Source organism: Marinobacter litoralis, from assembly GCF_016427555.1.
GTDB classification, from domain to species: Bacteria; Pseudomonadota; Gammaproteobacteria; order Pseudomonadales; family Oleiphilaceae; genus Marinobacter; species Marinobacter litoralis_A.
Genome location: NZ_JAELVS010000005.1, coordinates 154,070 through 172,259, shown reverse-complemented (window position 1 = coordinate 172,259; position 18,190 = coordinate 154,070). Strand labels below are relative to the sequence as shown.

Below are 18,190 nucleotides of genomic sequence, written 5' to 3'. Positions count from 1 at the left end.
AACTGGAAGTTGCTGGGCGAATTGACCGGCTTAAACAAACGAGATCGTAGGCGGTGGAATGCTCGCTTATTTTTGGGTTTTTCTACAGCCTCGTTATACACGAATGGAGAAACTATGAACATCAAGGATGATTGGAAGAAGGTAAAGTCAGTTTTAGAGCAAGGCCAAGCTTCTACTGTTTACTGCTCGATCGCAACCATAAACCCCGACGGCACGCCCCACATCACGCCAGTTGGCACTGTTTTCCTTCGCGATGATCAGAGCGGATACTTTTTTGATCACTACGCAGAGGCTTTGGGTAAAAACATCGATCAGAATCCGAACGTTTGCATCATGGCGGTCAACGCCGGTCGATTCTTTTGGCTAAGGTCTCTGCTAAAAGGCCGCTTTGTTGCTCCGCCGGGCGTGAGACTTTACGGCAAGGTCGGACGAATGCGTGAGGCCACGCCCGAAGAAATCGAGAAGATAGTAAAACGGGTTAAGCCATCTCAGTGGATGAAGGGGGCGAGGTTGCTCTGGAGTGATTTCACCCACGTCAGAGATATTGAGGTTACCCATTACAAGCCAATCACCTACCCAGTGATGATGGATGGGATGTGGCCGGAACATGCATAACCAAGTCGTCAACGGAACGCCAACTACGCTGCGATTCGTTGCCGACCATTACCACCGGCGTTAATTCCCAAGGATAGCTGTGGCCATTACTTTCAAGGTAAATCACCCCATAACCACTGACCAGTTTATCGGTTTGCTGAAGAGTTCTACCCTCGGAGAGCGCCGCCCAACCCACGACCGAGATTGTATGGAGGGGGTAGTTTCAAATTCCAATCTCATTGTGAGCGCTTGGGATGATGATTTGCTGGTCGGTATCGCTCGTAGCGTCACGGATTTTCACTATGCCTGCTACCTGTCAGATTTGGCCGTTCATCAGAGCTATCAACGATCAGGAATAGGCAAACGATTACAGTCGCTGACCCAGGAACAACTGGGGCCGCTCTGCAAATTGATACTCATCGCAGCACCGGCAGCCAATTCGTACTATGGTCAACTTGGTTACACGCACAATGATCGCTGCTGGGTTCTGGATGCGGGAGTAAGCATTGGCAATTAACAAGGCATTCAAATTCGTTCCGGCCAGCGGGTGCTCCACCGGATGCCCCTGTCGGGCGGCCGCTTAGCTTGGTGGTATGAGGCAAAAAGGAGAACAACAATGGAGTATGTAGACGGCTTCGTTGCCGCAGTGCCCACGAATAATAAAGATGAGTACATCCGTCACGCAACGGAGGCGGCGCGGCTATTTAAAGAACATGGCGCAATCCGATTGGTCGAATGCTGGGGTGATGACATACCGCCAGGAGAGCAGACTTCGTTTCCCAAAGCAGTTCAATGCCGTGAGGACGAAACCGTGGTTTTTTCTTGGGTAACCTGGCCCTCAAGACAAGTCAGGGATGCTGGCATGAAAGCACTTCAAGAAGACTCGAGAATGCAGGATAACCCCATGCCATTTGATGGACGCCGGTTGATTTACGGCGGCTTTGAGATAATAGTGGACCAATAGGGGTGACTGCCAGATTGAGCTACCATCCTATAACCAGTGGCTGTTGGTGAACGTGCCTGCGCTGCATCATTGACGGGGGGGCAATGAGAATAGGCTTGATGATCATGTTAGCTTTGTGGACCCTTTCAGCAGCGTCCCAATCGCTACGGATTATGGGCGCAGACGATGGTTTTCTGCCGTATTACTATGGTAAAGATCTAAACAAAGGCATTTTTGTTGAGGCGATGAACGAATTTGCCTCAGAGACGGGCATTCCGGCCGAATTTCGTGTGATGGCCCGTAAACGCCAAGCCTGGGCCTTGGAGCAAGGGCTTGCCAATGCTGTTTTCGCTAACCCACGATGGATGCCAGCGCCCGAACGAATGCACGCCGTTGGGCCAGTGTTAACCTGGCGTGACCGTGTGTACGCGCAACCCGGCCTGCAGCCAAATTCATTCGATGATCTTCAGGGGCGCATTTGTCTGCGGAAATGGTTTGTCTACAGTGACCAACTAGACCGAAGGATTGGTACCGACCTGGTGCGCCTTAATGCAAACAATGTCCAGCATATGCTCCGCATGTTTCTGCTCAAACGTTGTGATTACGTTGTGATGAATGAAATGGAGTTCCGGTTTCTGGCGCTGCAGGGAAATTTCGACGCGACAACCTACACCACGGATTTGGTCGATGCAGAATGGCCAGTCTATCTGGGTATCCTGAAAACCGAAGAAGCTCTGATTGACGCTGCTGAAGCTTTCTTCGAATCCCACAAGATCGACGTTGAGGCCATGTTGCCCACGCTGCCACCGCCGGACCGGCGGATTTCTGTTCAATCGGACAATTCACACAGATGATCAACAGCCTGCCAGGGCTAATTGGTTGCGGGCGTATTTGGACAGACTCGCGGTCATTGTCTGTAGCTGGAAAACAAAAACCGGGAGCCACGGCTCCCGGTTTTTGTATGCGCAAGGCCTGTCAGAGCCAGGTCAGACCGGCACTGATGATGACCCCGGTAATGATCAACAGCATCAGGCAGTAGCCCATGATGTCTTTGGCTTTTAGCCCGGCAATGGCCAGAACCGGCAGTGCCCAGAAGGGTTGCAGCAGGTTGGTCCAGGCATCGCCCCAGGCTACTGCCATAGCGACTCTGGGAATCTCCACGCCGAGTTCCTGAGCAACCGGCAGCATCACCGGCGCTTGTACGGCCCACTGGCCGCCGCCGGATGGTACGAAGATGTTCACCAGCCCTGCACTGATAAAGCTCCAGAACGGCAGGCTCTCGGCCGATGCGAAGGATACAAATCCTGCAGAAATGCTGGCCGCCAGGCCGGATGCTGTCATTACACCCATGATGCCGGCATAGAAGGGGAACTGGATAACAATACCGGCTCCGCCTTTAACACCTTCATTCAGGCTTGCCAGCAAGCGTTTTGGTGTCTGGTGCAGGATGATCGCAATGAACAGGAACATGAAGTTCACAATGTTCAGGTTCAGGCCGCCATTATCCAGAAAATACTGAAAGATGAAGGCCAGGCCGCTGAAGCCGATCAACCACGCCAGTATCCGGCTGTTCTCCAGATGGTCGGCGGGGCGGTTGATGACCACTGCAGTGTCGGGCTCGTCATCCAGCAGTTTGGGGTCCACATAAATGCTGTCGCTCTCTGCCGGCAGCATCAGGCGATTCACCAGTGGTACCACGATAAACAGCGCAACAACGATGGCCAGGTTGAAGAACGCGAAGATGGTTTCGCTGGTATCGATGATGCCGATGGCACTTGCGCTGAAATGGCCGTCTGTGGCGATGGTCAGCGGGATCGAGCCAGCCAGGCCACCGTGCCATACGATGAAGCCGGAATATGCACTGGCCACCAGCAGAGGGTAGTGAACCCGGATCTGGCGAGCCAGCGCTTTCGCAAACAGTGCACCCACCACAAGGCCAAAGCCCCAGTTGATCCAGCTTGCCACCAAGGCAATGAAGGTCACCAGAACGATGGCTTGCCCGGGGGTTTTCGCCAGGCTGGCAATGCGGTTCAGTATCCCGCGAACCAGAGGCGTACTGGCCATCATGAAGCCGGTAACCAGCACCAGCAGCATCTGCATGGAAAACGTCAGCAGGTTCCAGAAGCTATTGCCCCACATTTCAACCACTGCCATGGGGCCATGGCCCTCGAAGACGATGGCGGAAATGAACGTGAGCAGGGTGAGGATAATCACGAACAGGTAAGGGTCTGGAAGGTACTTCTCTACCAGACTTACCATGGGTTTGGATGCGCGCTCTAACATACTGTTCTCCTTTGTTATTTTTTTACTTTGCTATGGTAGCAAGCAATCTGGAGAACGTATTGTCGACCAAAGGCCAATGTCGTATGCGCCGGTTTTAAAAGCGGGGGTCAAAGCCCCCAGTCTTGCTCCGCCAGTGCTTCAGCAATGAACTGATAACCGCGTTGGCTTGGGTGATAGCCATCGCTGGCTAACAGGGTTGGATCTTCGACCGTCGGGTAATTCAGATAGCGAAAGTCGTTGGGAGCTTGTGCGGCCAGTTTTTGATAAATGCGATCCAGCTGTCGCGCTCTCCAACCCATAACGTGACGTAAAGGGGAGGGCAGCGCGGTGAATTTTTCCATGGGCGGCACACTGAGCAGAGTTATCGGCGCCTGAGATAGAGCCGAGACGGCATGGCGCAACGTTTTCAGATGTTGGCGAAATTGGGCCCGGGTGGTAAAGCCGGTGGTATCGTTTACGCCCATGCTCAGCAAGATTGAATCCGCCGGCGGCAGATTTTCCGCGGCCAGCGCTTGCAGCAAATTGCCAAGGCGTATGCCGTTCACGCCGAAGGTCTGCCATCCAATCGTCTTGCCTGTGCGCTTATGAAGCCGAAGCGCCAGCTGACTGGCAAGGCCGTCATTGTGGGTGGCAACCCCAACTCCGGCTGCCGTTGATTCACCAATCACCAGCAAGCGAAACTCGGGAGTCCCGTCGCCATACTGGCCGCTCTTTGCTCCACTTGCTTCCGGCAATCTGGGCGTGGTTCGCCGGGCTCGTTTACCCTGATACAGCAATACGGGCGACAGTAAGGCGGTGGTCAGCCAGAACGGAGCGTGCATGTGGTGTCCTTCTCAATCATGGGAGCTTTCATCATAGCGCGAAGCCTGCCATGAGAGGATAGTCGGTGCCCATACTTGTGAAAGCCTTTGCTGCTGTCGTCGGCGATGTGGTGTAATTCTGCCCTTATCGATAGGGCCTCGGCCCGTATTGGAGACTTGCTGAATGATTGTACGTAATCGCCCGGGCGCCCTCCGATTAATGCTGGCGTGGAAAGGCTCTGTGGTGCCTCATATCCTGCCTCACATTCTGCTGACGGGGCTGTTTGCCGCCGGGGTTACCTGGGTATCTCGCCATCATTATCTGGATGGCATTGTGGACTACAGCCTGTTGCCGTTCACCATCATGGGCATTGCGCTGTCCATTTTTCTGAGTGTGCGCAATACCGCGACCTACGATCGCTGGTGGGAAGCCCGTAAGCATTGGGGGCATATGGTTTACGAAATTCGCAGTCTGGCAAGAACCGGCGGTATTTACCTGAACCCGCAGCGGCGCCGGGAGCTGCTGATGCGAAGCCTGGCGCATACCCATTTGCTGCGAGGCCAATTGCGAGGTGAAGACGTTCGTTTGGAGTTGCCTTCGTCATTGTCTAAGGAATTAGTAGACGCGGCATTGCGTACGCAGAATCCTGCCGCATTCATGCTGCAAAAGGCGGGAGAGGTTGTGGCGGAAGCGCTGCACGCGGGAGAATTGGATTCGATCGGCGCTGCAGCCATCGACCGCCACCTGCATGAATTAGCCGGTATTCAGGCGGCTTCCGAGCGGATTGCTCATACACCGCTGCCGTTCGCCTACACCTTGTTGGCACACCGCACGGCCTATGTGTATTGCTATATGCTGCCGTTTGGTTTGGTGGGAGTTGCTGGCTGGTTCACGCCGGTGTTCACCGCCATTGTGGCGTACACCTTTTTTGGTTTGGACCGGTTGTCAGAGCAGCTGGAGTTTCCGTTTGGCCGCCAGGCGAACGACTTGCCATTGGATGCCATTTGCCGGATACATGAAATCAGCATTGCCGAAGCGCTGGGTGAACCGGCACCCAAGCCGCTGCAGCCGGTCGGGTTTCAGCTGCAATAAGAAAAAAGGCCCCCGAACTTTCCGGAGGCCTTTGGTTTCACCCAGGTTGTAAGCCGATTATTTTTTCAGCCCCAACTCTTCGATCGACACTTCCCGCATTTTGAATTTCTGGATTTTCCCGGTGACCGTCATCGGGAATTCATCCACAAACTTGTAGTTGCGTGGAATCTTGAAGTGCGCAATTTTGCCCTTGCAGAACGCCTGCAGGTCGTCGGCACTGACCGGCTCGGCATCGGGCCGGAACTTCACCCAGGCAATCAGCTCTTCACCGTACTTGTCATCGGGGATGCCGGTAACCTGTACTTCCTCGATGGCTGGGTGGGTGTAGAAGAACTCTTCGATTTCTTTCGGGTAGATGTTTTCGCCGCCCCGGATCACCATGTCTTTGATACGGCCAACAATCTGAACGTAGCCTTCATCGTCCATGGTGGCCAAATCGCCGGTGTGCATCCAGCCGTTTTCGTCGATGGCCTCGCGGGTTTTCTCTTCGTTGTTCCAGTACTTCAGCATCACGCTGTAGCCGCGGGTGCACAGTTCACCGATTTCGCCCCGCGGTACGACATGACCGTTGCCCGGATCAACGATTTTGGTTTCCAGGTGAGGCTGAGTACGGCCTACCGTCGTGACCTGCTTTTCGAACGGGTCGAGGGAGCTGGTCTGGGTGGACACCGGGCTGGTTTCTGTCATGCCGTAGGCAATCTGAACTTCTTTCATGTTCATCTTGCCGTTGACCTTCTTCATCACCTCGGCCGGACAGATGGACCCGGCCATAATGCCGGTGCGCAGCGTGGACAGGTCGTAGCTGTCGAAATCCGGCTCGGCCAGCTCGGCGATGAACATGGTGGGCACGCCGTAAAGCGCGGTGGCCTTTTCCTGATGCACCGCCTGCAGGACGGCTTTGGGGTCAAAACCTTCACCCGGGTAAATCATGGCAGTGCCGTGGGTGATGCAGCCAAGGTTGCCCATCACCATGCCGAAGCAGTGATACAGAGGTACCGGGATAACCAAGCGGTCTTTCTCGGTCAGGCGCTGGCTTTCACCCACGAAGTAGCCGTTGTTCAGAATGTTGTGGTGGGTGAGGGTGGCACCTTTGGGATTGCCGGTGGTGCCGGAGGTGAACTGGATGTTGATGGGGTCATCGAACTGAAGTTGGTTCTGGCGCTTTTCCAGGTCTGCTGCCGATGCCTGGCCCGCAAAGCCGAGAAACTCCTGCCAGGTCCACATGCCGTCGTGTTTGTCTTCGTGAACGTTAATCACGGCGCGCAGGTCTGGGGCATCTTTGGCATTCAGTTTGCCGGGTTCGCTTTGTTTCAGCTCTGGTGCCAATTGGTAGAGCATCTCGCGATAGTTAGACGCTTTGAAACTGTCCGCAGTCACCAGCACGCTAATGCCCGCCAGATTCAAGGCGTACTTTAATTCATGCACACCGTACGAGGGGTTGATGTTGACCAGAATGGCGCCCACTTTGGCGGTGGCGAATTGGGTGACAGTCCACTCGTAACGGTTGGGGGACCAGATACCAACCCGATCGCCTTTTTCTACGCCAATCGCGAGAAACGCGCGGGCGGCTTCGTTCACTTTCTCGACAAATTCCCGGTAGTTCCAGCGAATGTCCTGATGCAGGCACACCAAGGCTTCGTTGTCTGGAAACTGTTGGGCGGTTCGGTCCAGCATGTCGCCGATGGTCATGCCCAAAAGGGGCTTATCGGCAACGCCGCTGGTGTAACTTGGGAGAGTCATGCTCATCTCACTGCCTCCATTTTTTTTGTAGTCGAGGGCTGGCAAATTGTGTGATTGCTAGCGGCTCTGGCTGTGATATTCAGGGTTCGGTTGCATATCGCTGGCGATCGCAACCCGGTTAGACATGTTGTAGAAACCCACCAGATTGCTCAGATCCCAAATGGCACGATCGCTGAAACCGGCATCTCGCAGTGCCTGAATTTCCTGCTCGGCGACTGTGGCTGGCGATCGGGTGAGGTGGGATGCGAAATCGAGCATCGCACGCTGACGCGGGTCCAGCTTGGCGCTGCGATAATTCATCACCAAGTGTTCGCCCAGCATCGGGTCACCGCTGAGAACACGCACAGCGGCGCCGTGGGCGACCAAGCAGTAAAAACACTTGTTCTCGGATGAAACCACGACCGCAACCATTTCCCGTTCCAGTTTGGTGAGTTCGCCTTCGCCCAGCATCAATTCGTTGTACAGACGGGTAAAGCCTTCCAGTTGAGGCAGGTTCTGGCTGTAGGCGGTCAGTACGTTAGGAACCATGCCCAGCTTTTCCTGGCAGATTTCAAAGTACTTTCGGGTATCTTCGGGCAGATCGCTGATCTCGGGGATCGGCAGGTCCAGAGCAACCACATTGTTATTGTTATTCATTGGCAGTGTCCTCCTAATGCCTGTCCGACTTTCGAGCCGTTAGGGCGGTTCAGTTGTTGGCTGATCCAGTCGCCGGTAGCGACCAGTTTGTTCAGATCGACGCCGGTGTCTATGCCCAATCCGTTCAGAAGATATAGCACGTCTTCGGTGGCGACGTTGCCAGATGCACCTCTGGCGTAGGGGCAGCCACCCAGTCCTGCAACCGAAGCGTCGATCACACCGACGCCTTCTTCGAGAACGGCGTAAAGATTGGCCAGAGCCTGTCCGTAGGTGTCGTGGAAGTGGGCAGCCAGCTTATTGATTGGAACGACGGCGGCGACAGCTTCCAGCATGCGCTTGGCTTTTAGTGGTGTTCCGACACCGATGGTGTCGCCCAGCGAAATCTCATGGCAGCCCATGTCGTACAGTGCCTTGGCCACGGTGGCGACCTTTTCCGGAGCGATGTCGCCTTCGTAGGGGCAGCCCATAACCGTGGATACGTAGCCGCGAACCGGGATGCCGTGTTTGCGGGCTTCTTCAACAACAGGGGCGAAGCGCTCCAGACTTTCGGCAATGCTGCAATTGATGTTTTTTTGGGTGAACGACTCAGAAGCCGCACCGAACACCGCCACTTCATCGGCGTTGGCTGCCCGCGCGCCTTCGAATCCTTTCAGGTTCGGGGTGAGGGCGGAGTACCGAACGCCGCTCTTACGAGTGATGCCAGCCATAACCTCGGCGGCATCCGCCATTTGCGGCACCCATTTGGGTGACACAAAGCTGGCGGCTTCAATGTGGCTCAGGCCGCAATCTGCCAGTCGGTCAATCAGCCCGGTTTTGATGGCCGTGGCAATCACCTCGCCGGGTTCGTTTTGCAGACCGTCCCGGGGGCTCATTTCCACAAGCCGCACCTGTTTCGGAAAGGCCATTACTCCGCCTCCCCGGTGTCTATGGCAATCAGTTCTGCGCCTTCGGCTACCTGATCGCCCTCGGCGTAGAAAATTTCGCTGACGACACCGTCGGCCGGTGCTTTGATGGCGTGCTCCATCTTCATGGCTTCCATGATCACCAGGCTTTGCCCCGCACTTACCTTGTCGCCCACTTTCGCTTGTACGGCCACAATGGCGCCGTTCATGGGGGCGGCCAGACTGCCTTCGCCAGCCACGTCTTCAAGGCCGTAAGACTCTTGATAAACGGTGCACTTGAAGGTGTCGCCTTCGTAAAACAGAACCAGCTCGTTGTTGTGCAGGTTGCCGTGCACGCTCAACCGGTGGCCGTTGAGCACGGCTTGCAGGTAGTCTTCATCCAGACGGGCGTTCAAGTGGTACACGCTGTCATCGACGAGTACCTGATAACGGTCGTCCCGCTCCAGAATCTTCAGCTCATGGATGTCGTCACCCACCTGCAAGGACAGTGGCTGAGCGAATTCCGAATTCATGCGCCAGCTGTTCTTCCGGCCAAACGGCGACCAGGGATCGGCAGTGACCGGTTCGACGGATTTCCGGTGTTCCAGAATGAAGCCGGCGGCCAGCACCAGCGCCTTGTCCAGATCCAGCTTGGGTTTCGGGAACAGGAGCGACTCGTGTGTGGCAATAAAGTTGGTGGTCAGGTCAGCCTGACGGAAGGGCTGGCTGTCCACGGAGGCATGCAAAAACCGGATATTAGTTTTCAGGCCGGCGATGCGGTAATGCTCCAGGGCCTGCACCATACGGTTGACCGCCTGATCCCGGGTTTCGTCCCAAACGATGAGCTTGGCGATCATCGGGTCGTAATGGATGCTGATTTCGTCGCCCTCGGTCACGCCGGTATCCACCCGCACGTGGGCGGATTCGTCCGGCGTGCTCAGATAACGGAGGGTGCCGGTGGCAGGCAGGAAGTCCTGATCCGGATCTTCGGCATAGATACGAGCCTCGATGGCGTGCCCGCGGGTTTTAACCTGTTCCTGAACCAAGGGCAGCGGGTCGCCCCAAGCCACTTTCAACTGCCACTCCACCAAGTCCTGGCCGGTGACCATTTCCGTGACCGGGTGCTCCACCTGCAGGCGGGTGTTCATTTCCATAAAGAAGAACGAACCGTCTACGTCGTACAGAAATTCAACGGTACCCGCGCCCACATAGTTGATCGCTTGCGCGGCCCGAACGGCGGCATCGCCCATGGCTTTGCGGGTGTCTTCGCTCAGCCCGGGGGCCGGGGCTTCTTCCAGTACTTTCTGGTGTCGGCGCTGTACTGAGCAGTCGCGCTCTGCCAGATAAATGCCGTTCCCGTGCTGGTCGCAGAACACTTGGATCTCGACATGCCGGGGCTGAGTCAGGTAACGCTCGATCAGCATGTCCGGGTTGCCGAAGGCGTTTTTCGCCTCCCGCTGGGCGGCGGCCAGCGCGTCGTCAAACTCGCCCATGTTTTCGACCACTCGCATGCCTTTACCGCCACCACCCGCGACGGCTTTCAGCAGCAACGGGAAGCCGCACTTCTCGGCTTCTTCTCTCAGCAGGTCCGGGGTTTGGTCGCTGCCGTGATAACCCGGCACCAGCGGCACGCCCGCTTCTTCCATAATGGCTTTGGCAGCTGACTTGGAGCCCATGGCCGCAATGGCGGAAGACGGTGGGCCTATGAAAACAATGCCGTTGGCTTCGCAGGCTTCCGCGAAATCGGTGTTCTCAGACAGGAAGCCATAGCCGGGATGTACGGCTTGAGCGCCGCTTTCTTTGGCGACCTCAATGATTTTGTCGGCTTTCAGGTAACTTTCGGAACTGGCGGCGGGGCCGATCAGAAAAGCTTCGTCTGCCATGGCAACGTGCCGTGCATCGGCATCCGCTTCGGAATAGACGGCCACACATCGGATGCCCATGCGGTGGGCGGTTTGGATAATCCGGCAGGCGATTTCGCCCCGGTTGGCAATCAGGATCTTGTTAAACATTATTGTGTCTCCGGAATCCAACTGGCCTTTCGTTTGTTCAGGAAGGCGCTGAGCCCTTCCTGACCTTCTTCACCCACGCGGATATCGGCGATGCGCTGTGCGGTGTCGTCGATCAGTTCTGCGGTAATGGGCTTGTGGCTAACGGCAAAGACCAGATCCTTGGCGGCTTTCATGGCCTGCGGGCCGTTATTGGCCATGTGTTTCAGTAGTTCAGTACAGCGGGCCTGCAAGGCTTGTTCGTCGTCGCAAACAATGTGTACCAGCCCGAACTGCTGCGCTTCGCTCGCGCTGAATACTTCGGCCGACAGGAAATACCGCCTTGCCTGTCGCTCGCCAATCGCCCGCACTACGTATGGGCTGATGGCGGCGGGGATAAGGCCGAGTTTGACTTCGCTCAGGCAGAAGCTGGCGGATTCGGTTGCCAGCACAATGTCGCAACAGGCTGCGAGGCCTACCGCACCGCCGAAGGCTGCGCCTTGAACCAGTCCGATCACCGGCTTGGAGAGGTGATTGAGGATGTTCATCAACCGGGCCAGCTCACGGGAGTCGTCCAGGTTTTCCTGGCGAGTGTTGTCGGCCATGCGCCGCATCCAGCCGAGATCTGCCCCCGCAGAGAAGTGTTTGCCTTCCGAGCGCAGAATGACAATCTGGGTTTCCGGGTCACGATCGACGTATTCGAATGCCTGAATAAGCTGTTGAATGATGGCATCGTCGAACGCGTTGCGTTTGTCGGGTCGGTTGAGCACGATCTCGGAGATACCGTTATCCCGCTGGTGCATCAGAACCGCTGAGTGTTGGTGTGACATGTCGGCGCTCCTTTACATGCGGAACACGCCAAAGCGCGTGGGCTTGGCGGGTCGGTTGAGGGTGGCAGACAGGCTTAATGCGACCACTTCGCGAGTCTGGGCCGGGTCGATGACGCCGTCGTCCCAGAGCCGTGCGCTGGCGTAGTAAGGGTGGCCTTGGTGTTCGTAGGTTTCGGTGATCGGCTTTTTGAATTCAGCCTCTTCTTCGGCGCTCCAGCTTTGGCCTTTGCGCTCCAGGCCTTCACGGCGTACCTGAGCCAGCACGCCGGCAGCCTGTTCACCACCCATTACGGAGATACGGGCGTTGGGCCACATCCACAGGAAATCCGGGCTGTAGGCTCGGCCACACATGCCATAGTTGCCGGCACCGTAACTGCCGCCAATCAGGACGGTAATTTTAGGTACGTTGGCACAGGCCACGGCCATCACCATTTTGGCCCCGTGTTTGGCGATGCCTTCGGCTTCGTGTTTCTGCCCGACCATGAAGCCGGTGATGTTTTGCAGGAACAGCAACGGGATGTTGCGCTGGCAGCAGAGTTCGACGAAGTGCGCGCCTTTCTGGGCGGATTCGCTGAACAGGATGCCGTTGTTGGCGATGATGCCGACCGGGTAACCGTGGATGTGGGCAAAGCCGGTGACCAGGGTGGAGCCGTAATAGCGTTTGAATTCGTCGAATTCGGAGCCATCGACGATGCGCGAGATCACGTCTCGTACGTCAAACTGTTTGCGCAAATCGGTGCCGACGATGCCGTAAATTTCGTTTTGGTCGTAGAGCGGTGCTTTGGGTTTTTGCACTTCAACCGGGACCGGCTTGCGGCGGTTCAGGTTGGCCACACAGCGGCGGGCGATTTCCAGTGCGTGCGCGTCGTTTTCTGCGTAGTGGTCGGCAACTCCTGAGATTTTGCAGTGGACGTCGGCTCCGCCGAGGTCTTCGGCGCTGACAACTTCACCGGTGGCAGCTTTCACCAGTGGTGGGCCGGCCAGAAAGATGGTGCCTTGGTTGCGTACGATGATGGATTCGTCGGCCATGGCGGGCACGTAAGCGCCGCCTGCGGTGCACAGGCCCATGACAACTGCGATCTGGGGAATGTCGTCGGCGGACATTCTGGCTTGGTTGTAGAAGATGCGGCCGAAGTGGTCGCGGTCAGGGAAGACTTCGTCTTGCCTTGGCAGGTTGGCGCCGCCGGAATCTACCAGGTAGATGCAGGGCAGGCGGTTTTCCATGGCGATTTCTTGTGCCCGCAGGTGTTTTTTGACGGTTAGCGGGTAGTAGCTGCCGCCTTTGACGGTGGCGTCGTTGGCGATGATCATGCATTCGGTGCCGGATACACGGCCGACGCCGGCAACCACGCCTGCTGCGGGGACTTCTTCGTCGTAGACGTTGTAGGCGGCGAACTGGCCGATTTCCAGGAATGGCGAGCCGTCGTCCAACAGGCGGTTGATGCGCTCGCGGGGCAGGAGTTTGCCTCGGTCGGTGTGGCGTTTTTGGTAATCCGGCCCGCCGCCCTGGTGAATTCTATCGACTTTATTCCGGAGGTCGGCGACAGCTTGTTGCATAGCCTCTTGATTGGCCAGGAATTCGTCCGATCTTGGATTTATTTTGTTTTGGAGAATTGTCATTTGTCGTGGTCCCTCGCTTTGGGGCGCGGGACTGGAGGGGTGTCGTTCCGAAAACCGCTACAAGCACGTCCGTGTGCGCTTCTCTCCGGCCATCCATGGCCTACGACATTTTCGGAACGACACCCCTCCAGCCCCTTGTCATACATTGGGAGCTGGAGTCTTTTCGTTTTACTTATTCAGAAACAGCTCTCTGCCGATGAGCATCCGGCGGATTTCAGACGTACCCGCACCGATTTCGTACAGCTTGGCATCGCGCAGCAGTCGGCCGGTGGGGTATTCGTTGATGTAGCCGTTGCCGCCTAACAACTGGATGCTATCCAGCGCCAGTTTGGTGGCCATTTCAGCGGAGTAGAGGATGGCGCCGGCGGCGTCTTTGCGGGTGGTTTCACCGCGGTCGGCGGACATGGCGACCATGTAGACGTAGGATTTTGCGCTGTTCATCCAGGTGTACATGTCGGCAACTTTGCCTTGTACCAGTTCGAACTCGCCGATGGCCTGGCCGAACTGTTTGCGCTCGCGGATGTAGGGCACGGTTACGTCCATGGCTGCTTGCATGATGCCCAGCGGGCCACCGGACAGGACGAGGCGCTCGTAGTCCAGGCCGCTCATCAGGACTTTAGCGCCGTTACCGACACCGCCAAGTACGTTTTCTTTCGGAACTTTGCAGTCTTCGAACACCAGTTCGCAGGTGTTGGAGCCGCGCATGCCGAGTTTGTCGAGTTTCTGGTGGCGGCTGAAGCCCGGGTAGTCGCGTTCTACGATAAAGGCGGTGACGCCTTTGGAGCCGCCCTTGGGATCGGTTTTGGCGTAGATGACGTAGGTGTTGGCGTCCGGGCCGTTGGTGATCCACATTTTGTTGCCGTTGAGGACGTAGTGGTCGCCTTCGTCCCGGGCGTGGAGCTTCATGGAGATGACGTCGGAGCCGGCGTTGGGCTCGGACATGGCCAGGGCACCAACGTGCTCACCGCTGACGAGCTTCGGTAGGTATTTCTGTTTTTGTTCTTCGGTGCCGTTGCGGTGAATCTGGTTCACACACAGGTTGGAGTGGGCACCGTAGGAGAGGCCGACAGAGGCGGACGCGCGGCTAATTTCTTCCATGGCAATTACGTGCGCCAGGTAGCCCATGTCGGAGCCGCCGTATTCTTCTTTGACGGTAATACCCAGCAAGCCCATGTCGCCCATTTTCCGCCACAGATCCATGGGGAATTCGTTGTTGCGGTCGATTTCCTCGGCCCGGGGTGCAATTTCAGACGCGGCGAAGCTGTTAATCTGCTCGCGTAGCATGTCGAGGGTTTCGCCAAGGCCGAAATTCAGCTCTGAGTATTGTGACTTCATGGTCGGCTACCTTTTTGTTTTGATATTGGGTTTCGGTTATCTGCCACCTTCGGCGGCAGTCTCCTCATGTTGTTGTGTGCCCGGACTATGGGCTTCTTTCTTTTTCTGTACGTCGGCAAGCGCCTCTCTGCATCTTGCTTCGGCGTTATCCATTTCCATCTCGGCCATAGCGAGGTCGGCTTTTTGTTGCTCTAGATGCGCTCGCCGGTCGGCCAGAATTTCCAGCATTTTCAGCAGTTGCTTCTCGTTACCGGTCAGGGTTTCATCCCAAAGGTCAAACAGCTCTTTGGTCTGGCCCAGAGAAAATCCCATGCGTTTGCCGCGCAGGATCAGCTTTAACCGGACCCTGTCTTTGGTACTGAAGATTCGGGTCTGGCCGCGCCGCGAAGGCTTCAGCAGGCCTTGGTCTTCATAGAAGCGGATGCTTCGGGTGGTGATGTCGAACTCTTGGGAGAGCTCGCTGATGCTGAAAGTTCGTTTGTCGCTCATGATTATTCTCATACGATTTTTTCTTAGGTTAGTTGAAGTTTACGTAAACGTAAAGGCGTTCTTGAATTAAAACTTGATTTGAGGCGTATGCCATTGATCGGCGGAGGATTGTACGTGTTTTGCAGGCGATACGGGGGGAGGGGCACCCGATACCGGGTGCCGGGGATGTTCAAGCTTCGTTAGTTGAATTCACAAACTGCTCTCTCAATGTGCGTTTGAGCAGTTTGCCGGCACTGTTTTTCGGTAATTCGTTCACAAAGTGTATGTGTTTTGGCACTTTGAACCCTGCCAGTTGAGCTTTGGCGTGCGCCAGTAGAGCATCGGCATCGTGAGGGTGGCCGTCTCGTATCACGGTGATGGCGCAGATCGCTTCGATCCATTTCTCGTCGGGAACGCCAATGACGGCGACTTCGGCAACTGAGGGGTGTTGGTACAGCGCTTCCTCAACATCTCGACTGGCCACCAATACGCCGCCGGTGTTAACGACATCTTTGATTCGATCGATGATGTAGATATAGCCAGCGTCGTCTTGGTAGCCGAGGTCTCCGGAGTGGAACCACCCGTTTCTAAACGCTTCTTCTGTGGCTTCGGGTTTGTCCCAGTAGCCCACCATCAATTGTGGCGACCGGTGGACAATCTCACCTTGCTCACCAATCTGACAGTCTTGTCCGGTGACCGGGTCAACAATTCGGGTCAGCACGGTTTGCAGGGGGCGGCCAGCAGAAGTGGGGCGCTCAGCGTGCTCATGGGGTAGAAGAACGGTCGCGAGTGGCGCGATTTCACTTTGGCCGTAGCAATTATAGAGCCCTGCTTCGGGTAGTTGTTCAGCAAGATCGCGGACGACTTGTTCCGGCATGATCGACGCGCCGTAGTAAATCTTGTTCAGGTGTTGGAGCCTGCTGGCATCAAAAGTCGGGCTCTGTAGCAGAGCAATCCATACCGTCGGTGGTGCAAAGGATGCGTTCAGTTGCTCGTCGGTTAGCATGCTCAGAATGGCGTCAGGCGTTGGTGTGCTAATTAGTCGTGTGTAACCTCCAGTCAGCAGCATTGGCATCATGAATACGTGCATTTGTGCCGAATGGTACAGCGGCAGAGCTGCCAGGCAGCGGTCGTCGGAGCGAATGTCCAGATGGTATTGAGTTGCGCTGTATTCGGTCAGCAAAGAGCGGTGAGTGTGCATGGCGCCTTTTGGATCTGACGTGGTGCCGGAGGTATATAAAATCTGTACGACGTCGGTATCGGCCAGTTCGATTTCCGGTGGCTGAGCACTGGCGTCGGAGCGAGCCATGGTGAGGATGTCATGATGGCCGTCTGCGTTGTGAAGGGTGCCTAGATAGTCTATGCGAACGTCAGAGCTCACGGCGGTCACCTGAGCATGCAAGTCGGTGTCATAAAAAAGTGCGCGAGCGCTGGATTGGTTCAGCACGTATACCAGTTCGTGTTCGACCAATGCGTAGTTTACCGGTACGTGAATCAGCCCCGCCTTGCTGCACGCCAGCCACAGCAGTACGTATGCGTCGGAATTTTTTCCGTAGGCGGCTACTCGGTCGCCTTGGTTTAGGCCCATCGCCAACAGCTGATGGGCAATGCGGTTGCTGGCGGCTTCAATGTCGCTGTAGGTCCACTGTCGATCTGAGAAAGCCAGGGCAATTTTGTTTCGATGGCATGCTGCTGAGCGGGCTATGGCATCGCCAATGGTGTTGCGTAACGCGCGATGGACGTGGCTCTGTTTGTCCGCAGTCATGGTGTTCACGGAATTAACCATACTCTGTCTCTTATGCTTGTTGTTTGTCAGTTTGCCTGCCATTAAGGCAAAGACCGGGGCCGTGAGGGAATGACCGTGTTGGTCGAAAAAGTTGACCTGATCGGACAAAGGGCTAGTGGTTGCGGGTGCTTTGCCATCGGGTGGGAGAGAAACCAGTCCAGCGTTTGAAGGCTCTGGAGAAGGCTGCGGTTTCTGAGAACCCAAGTTGTTCGCTGACCTCGGCAATGCTCAGGTTTTCGATGGTCATCAGGCGTACGGCGTGTTCCCTGCGCTGAGCCTCCTTGATTTTTCGAAGCGAGGTGCCTTCATCCTGCAGTTTGCGACCAATGTTTCGGGGGGTCATGTGTAGGAGTTCCCCAAGGGTCGTTAGACCCGGCATGTCCGCGTAGTCGTATCGCGCAAGCAGTGCCTGAATCCGCAAACGCAGGCTTTCGTCCTGGCTGGGGCGGTGCAAGATATAGGCGGGAGCAGCCTGCAGGAATTCCCGGAGTTCTTGTTCGTTGCGTACAACCGGGAGGTGAAGGAATTTCTCATGCAACTGGAATCCGCATACGCCTTGATTGAATTTTAACTCTCCCGGATACATGGCTTGGTATTCGGCCTCATGGTCGGGAGCCGGGTAGTTGAATTGTGTGTGGGCAAAGGGGATTTGTTGGTCAACGAGCCAGCACGACATTCGCTCCCACATCAGGATGAGAAATTCCTGAAGTAGGTGGTCGGTATCGTTCCGGGCATCTTTGAGATGCAGGCGAAAAAATACCTGTTTGTCGTGGGCCTCCATGGCAATGTCCAGGTTGTTGCAGACAATCCGGTAAAAATGGGCGCTTTTTCGAAGAACTGCACCCAGTGTGGCAGAGCTTATGCAGTACTCGCACATAAGCGCAAAGGTGCCGTTATTACAGCGTTCCGATGACATTCCCAAAAACTCATCCCGAGTAGCGCGCCAGACCGATTTGATCAGGTGCGTCAGTTGCTGCTCAGTGATCAGTTGCTCCGGGTGGCCCAGCCAGTCATGGGGAATGTCAGCCTGAGTCAGCAGCGAGCAGGCATCATGGCCTTGACGCTGAGCCCCTCGTATCGTGGCTTGCAGGTAGTGATTTGCAATGTGGGGTTTGGCCATTGGGTTCCGTGTTAGTGCCTAACAGGTCAATTTTTTCGGCAAGTAGGATCATTCTAGCCCTTCGCGATACGGA

The 18,190-nt window shown here is 56.0% G+C and carries 17 protein-coding genes; 5 read left to right on the top strand and 12 right to left on the bottom strand.

Annotated features, from left to right (window positions below; all coding sequences use genetic code 11):
• Window positions 1-114 precede the first annotated feature (114 nt).
• From JAO79_RS13765 to JAO79_RS13750, 4 genes are all read left to right on the top strand, one after another.
• Entirely contained in the window at window positions 115-615 is a 501-nt protein-coding gene (locus JAO79_RS13765; protein WP_199007832.1) for a pyridoxamine 5'-phosphate oxidase family protein, read from the top strand.
• Window positions 616-694: 79 nt separating this feature from the next.
• A complete protein-coding gene (locus tag JAO79_RS13760; RefSeq protein WP_199007830.1) occupies window positions 695-1,111 on the top strand; it encodes a GNAT family N-acetyltransferase in 417 nt (138 codons plus the stop codon).
• 99 nt (window positions 1,112-1,210) lie between these two features.
• Window positions 1,211-1,558 carry a DUF1428 domain-containing protein gene (locus JAO79_RS13755; protein WP_199007829.1) on the top strand — a complete coding sequence of 116 codons (348 nt, stop codon included), beginning with the start codon at window positions 1,211-1,213 and terminating at the stop codon, window positions 1,556-1,558.
• Window positions 1,559-1,656: 98 nt separating this feature from the next.
• Window positions 1,657-2,391, top strand: coding sequence for a substrate-binding periplasmic protein (locus tag JAO79_RS13750; RefSeq protein ID WP_227664642.1), 735 nt, complete (start codon window positions 1,657-1,659; stop codon window positions 2,389-2,391).
• A 121-nt stretch (window positions 2,392-2,512) separates the two neighbouring features.
• Here JAO79_RS13750 and JAO79_RS13745 read toward each other — a convergent pair whose 3' ends face one another.
• Window positions 2,513-3,820, bottom strand: coding sequence for a short-chain fatty acid transporter (locus tag JAO79_RS13745; protein ID WP_199007827.1), 1,308 nt, complete (start codon window positions 3,818-3,820; stop codon window positions 2,513-2,515).
• A gap of 107 nt (window positions 3,821-3,927) precedes the next feature.
• Window positions 3,928-4,641: an SGNH/GDSL hydrolase family protein gene (locus tag JAO79_RS13740; protein ID WP_199007826.1), complete on the bottom strand. Its 714-nt coding sequence runs from the start codon at window positions 4,639-4,641 to the stop codon at window positions 3,928-3,930.
• Between the two features lie 163 nt (window positions 4,642-4,804).
• Between JAO79_RS13740 and JAO79_RS13735 the strand changes: the two genes are divergently transcribed.
• Window positions 4,805-5,713: a bestrophin family protein gene (locus JAO79_RS13735; protein WP_199007825.1), complete on the top strand. Its 909-nt coding sequence runs from the start codon at window positions 4,805-4,807 to the stop codon at window positions 5,711-5,713.
• Window positions 5,714-5,770: 57 nt separating this feature from the next.
• On the opposite strand, the gene JAO79_RS13730 is transcribed toward JAO79_RS13735, so the two are convergent.
• The 10 genes from JAO79_RS13730 to JAO79_RS13685 all read right to left on the bottom strand — a co-directional run bounded on the left by JAO79_RS13730 (window position 5,771) and on the right by JAO79_RS13685 (window position 18,117).
• Window positions 5,771-7,453 (bottom strand): AMP-binding protein, encoded by a 1,683-nt coding sequence (locus JAO79_RS13730; protein ID WP_227664662.1) that lies wholly within the window; start codon window positions 7,451-7,453, stop codon window positions 5,771-5,773.
• Window positions 7,454-7,510: 57 nt separating this feature from the next.
• Window positions 7,511-8,089: a peroxidase-related enzyme gene (locus JAO79_RS13725; protein ID WP_199007823.1), complete on the bottom strand. Its 579-nt coding sequence runs from the start codon at window positions 8,087-8,089 to the stop codon at window positions 7,511-7,513.
• Complete coding sequence (locus JAO79_RS13720) at window positions 8,086-8,994, bottom strand: hydroxymethylglutaryl-CoA lyase (protein ID WP_199007821.1); 909 nt, start codon at window positions 8,992-8,994, stop codon at window positions 8,086-8,088. The genes JAO79_RS13725 and JAO79_RS13720 overlap by 4 nt, the downstream gene beginning before the upstream one ends.
• Window positions 8,994-10,982, bottom strand: coding sequence for an acetyl/propionyl/methylcrotonyl-CoA carboxylase subunit alpha (locus tag JAO79_RS13715; protein ID WP_199007820.1), 1,989 nt, complete (start codon window positions 10,980-10,982; stop codon window positions 8,994-8,996). Before JAO79_RS13715 ends, JAO79_RS13720 begins: the two co-directional genes overlap by 1 nt.
• Entirely contained in the window at window positions 10,982-11,788 is an 807-nt protein-coding gene (locus JAO79_RS13710) for an enoyl-CoA hydratase/isomerase family protein (RefSeq protein ID WP_199007819.1), read from the bottom strand. Before JAO79_RS13710 ends, JAO79_RS13715 begins: the two co-directional genes overlap by 1 nt.
• 12 nt (window positions 11,789-11,800) lie before the next feature.
• Window positions 11,801-13,408 (bottom strand): carboxyl transferase domain-containing protein, encoded by a 1,608-nt coding sequence (locus tag JAO79_RS13705; protein ID WP_199007818.1) that lies wholly within the window; start codon window positions 13,406-13,408, stop codon window positions 11,801-11,803.
• A 168-nt stretch (window positions 13,409-13,576) separates the two neighbouring features.
• Complete coding sequence (locus tag JAO79_RS13700) at window positions 13,577-14,743, bottom strand: isovaleryl-CoA dehydrogenase (RefSeq protein ID WP_199007817.1); 1,167 nt, start codon at window positions 14,741-14,743, stop codon at window positions 13,577-13,579.
• A 36-nt stretch (window positions 14,744-14,779) separates the two neighbouring features.
• Window positions 14,780-15,232 (bottom strand): MerR family transcriptional regulator, encoded by a 453-nt coding sequence (locus JAO79_RS13695; RefSeq protein WP_199007816.1) that lies wholly within the window; start codon window positions 15,230-15,232, stop codon window positions 14,780-14,782.
• 169 nt (window positions 15,233-15,401) lie between these two features.
• Complete coding sequence (locus JAO79_RS13690) at window positions 15,402-16,997, bottom strand: fatty acyl-CoA synthetase (protein ID WP_199007815.1); 1,596 nt, start codon at window positions 16,995-16,997, stop codon at window positions 15,402-15,404.
• Between the two features lie 112 nt (window positions 16,998-17,109).
• Window positions 17,110-18,117, bottom strand: coding sequence for an AraC family transcriptional regulator (locus JAO79_RS13685; protein WP_199007814.1), 1,008 nt, complete (start codon window positions 18,115-18,117; stop codon window positions 17,110-17,112).
• Window positions 18,118-18,190 lie beyond the last annotated feature (73 nt).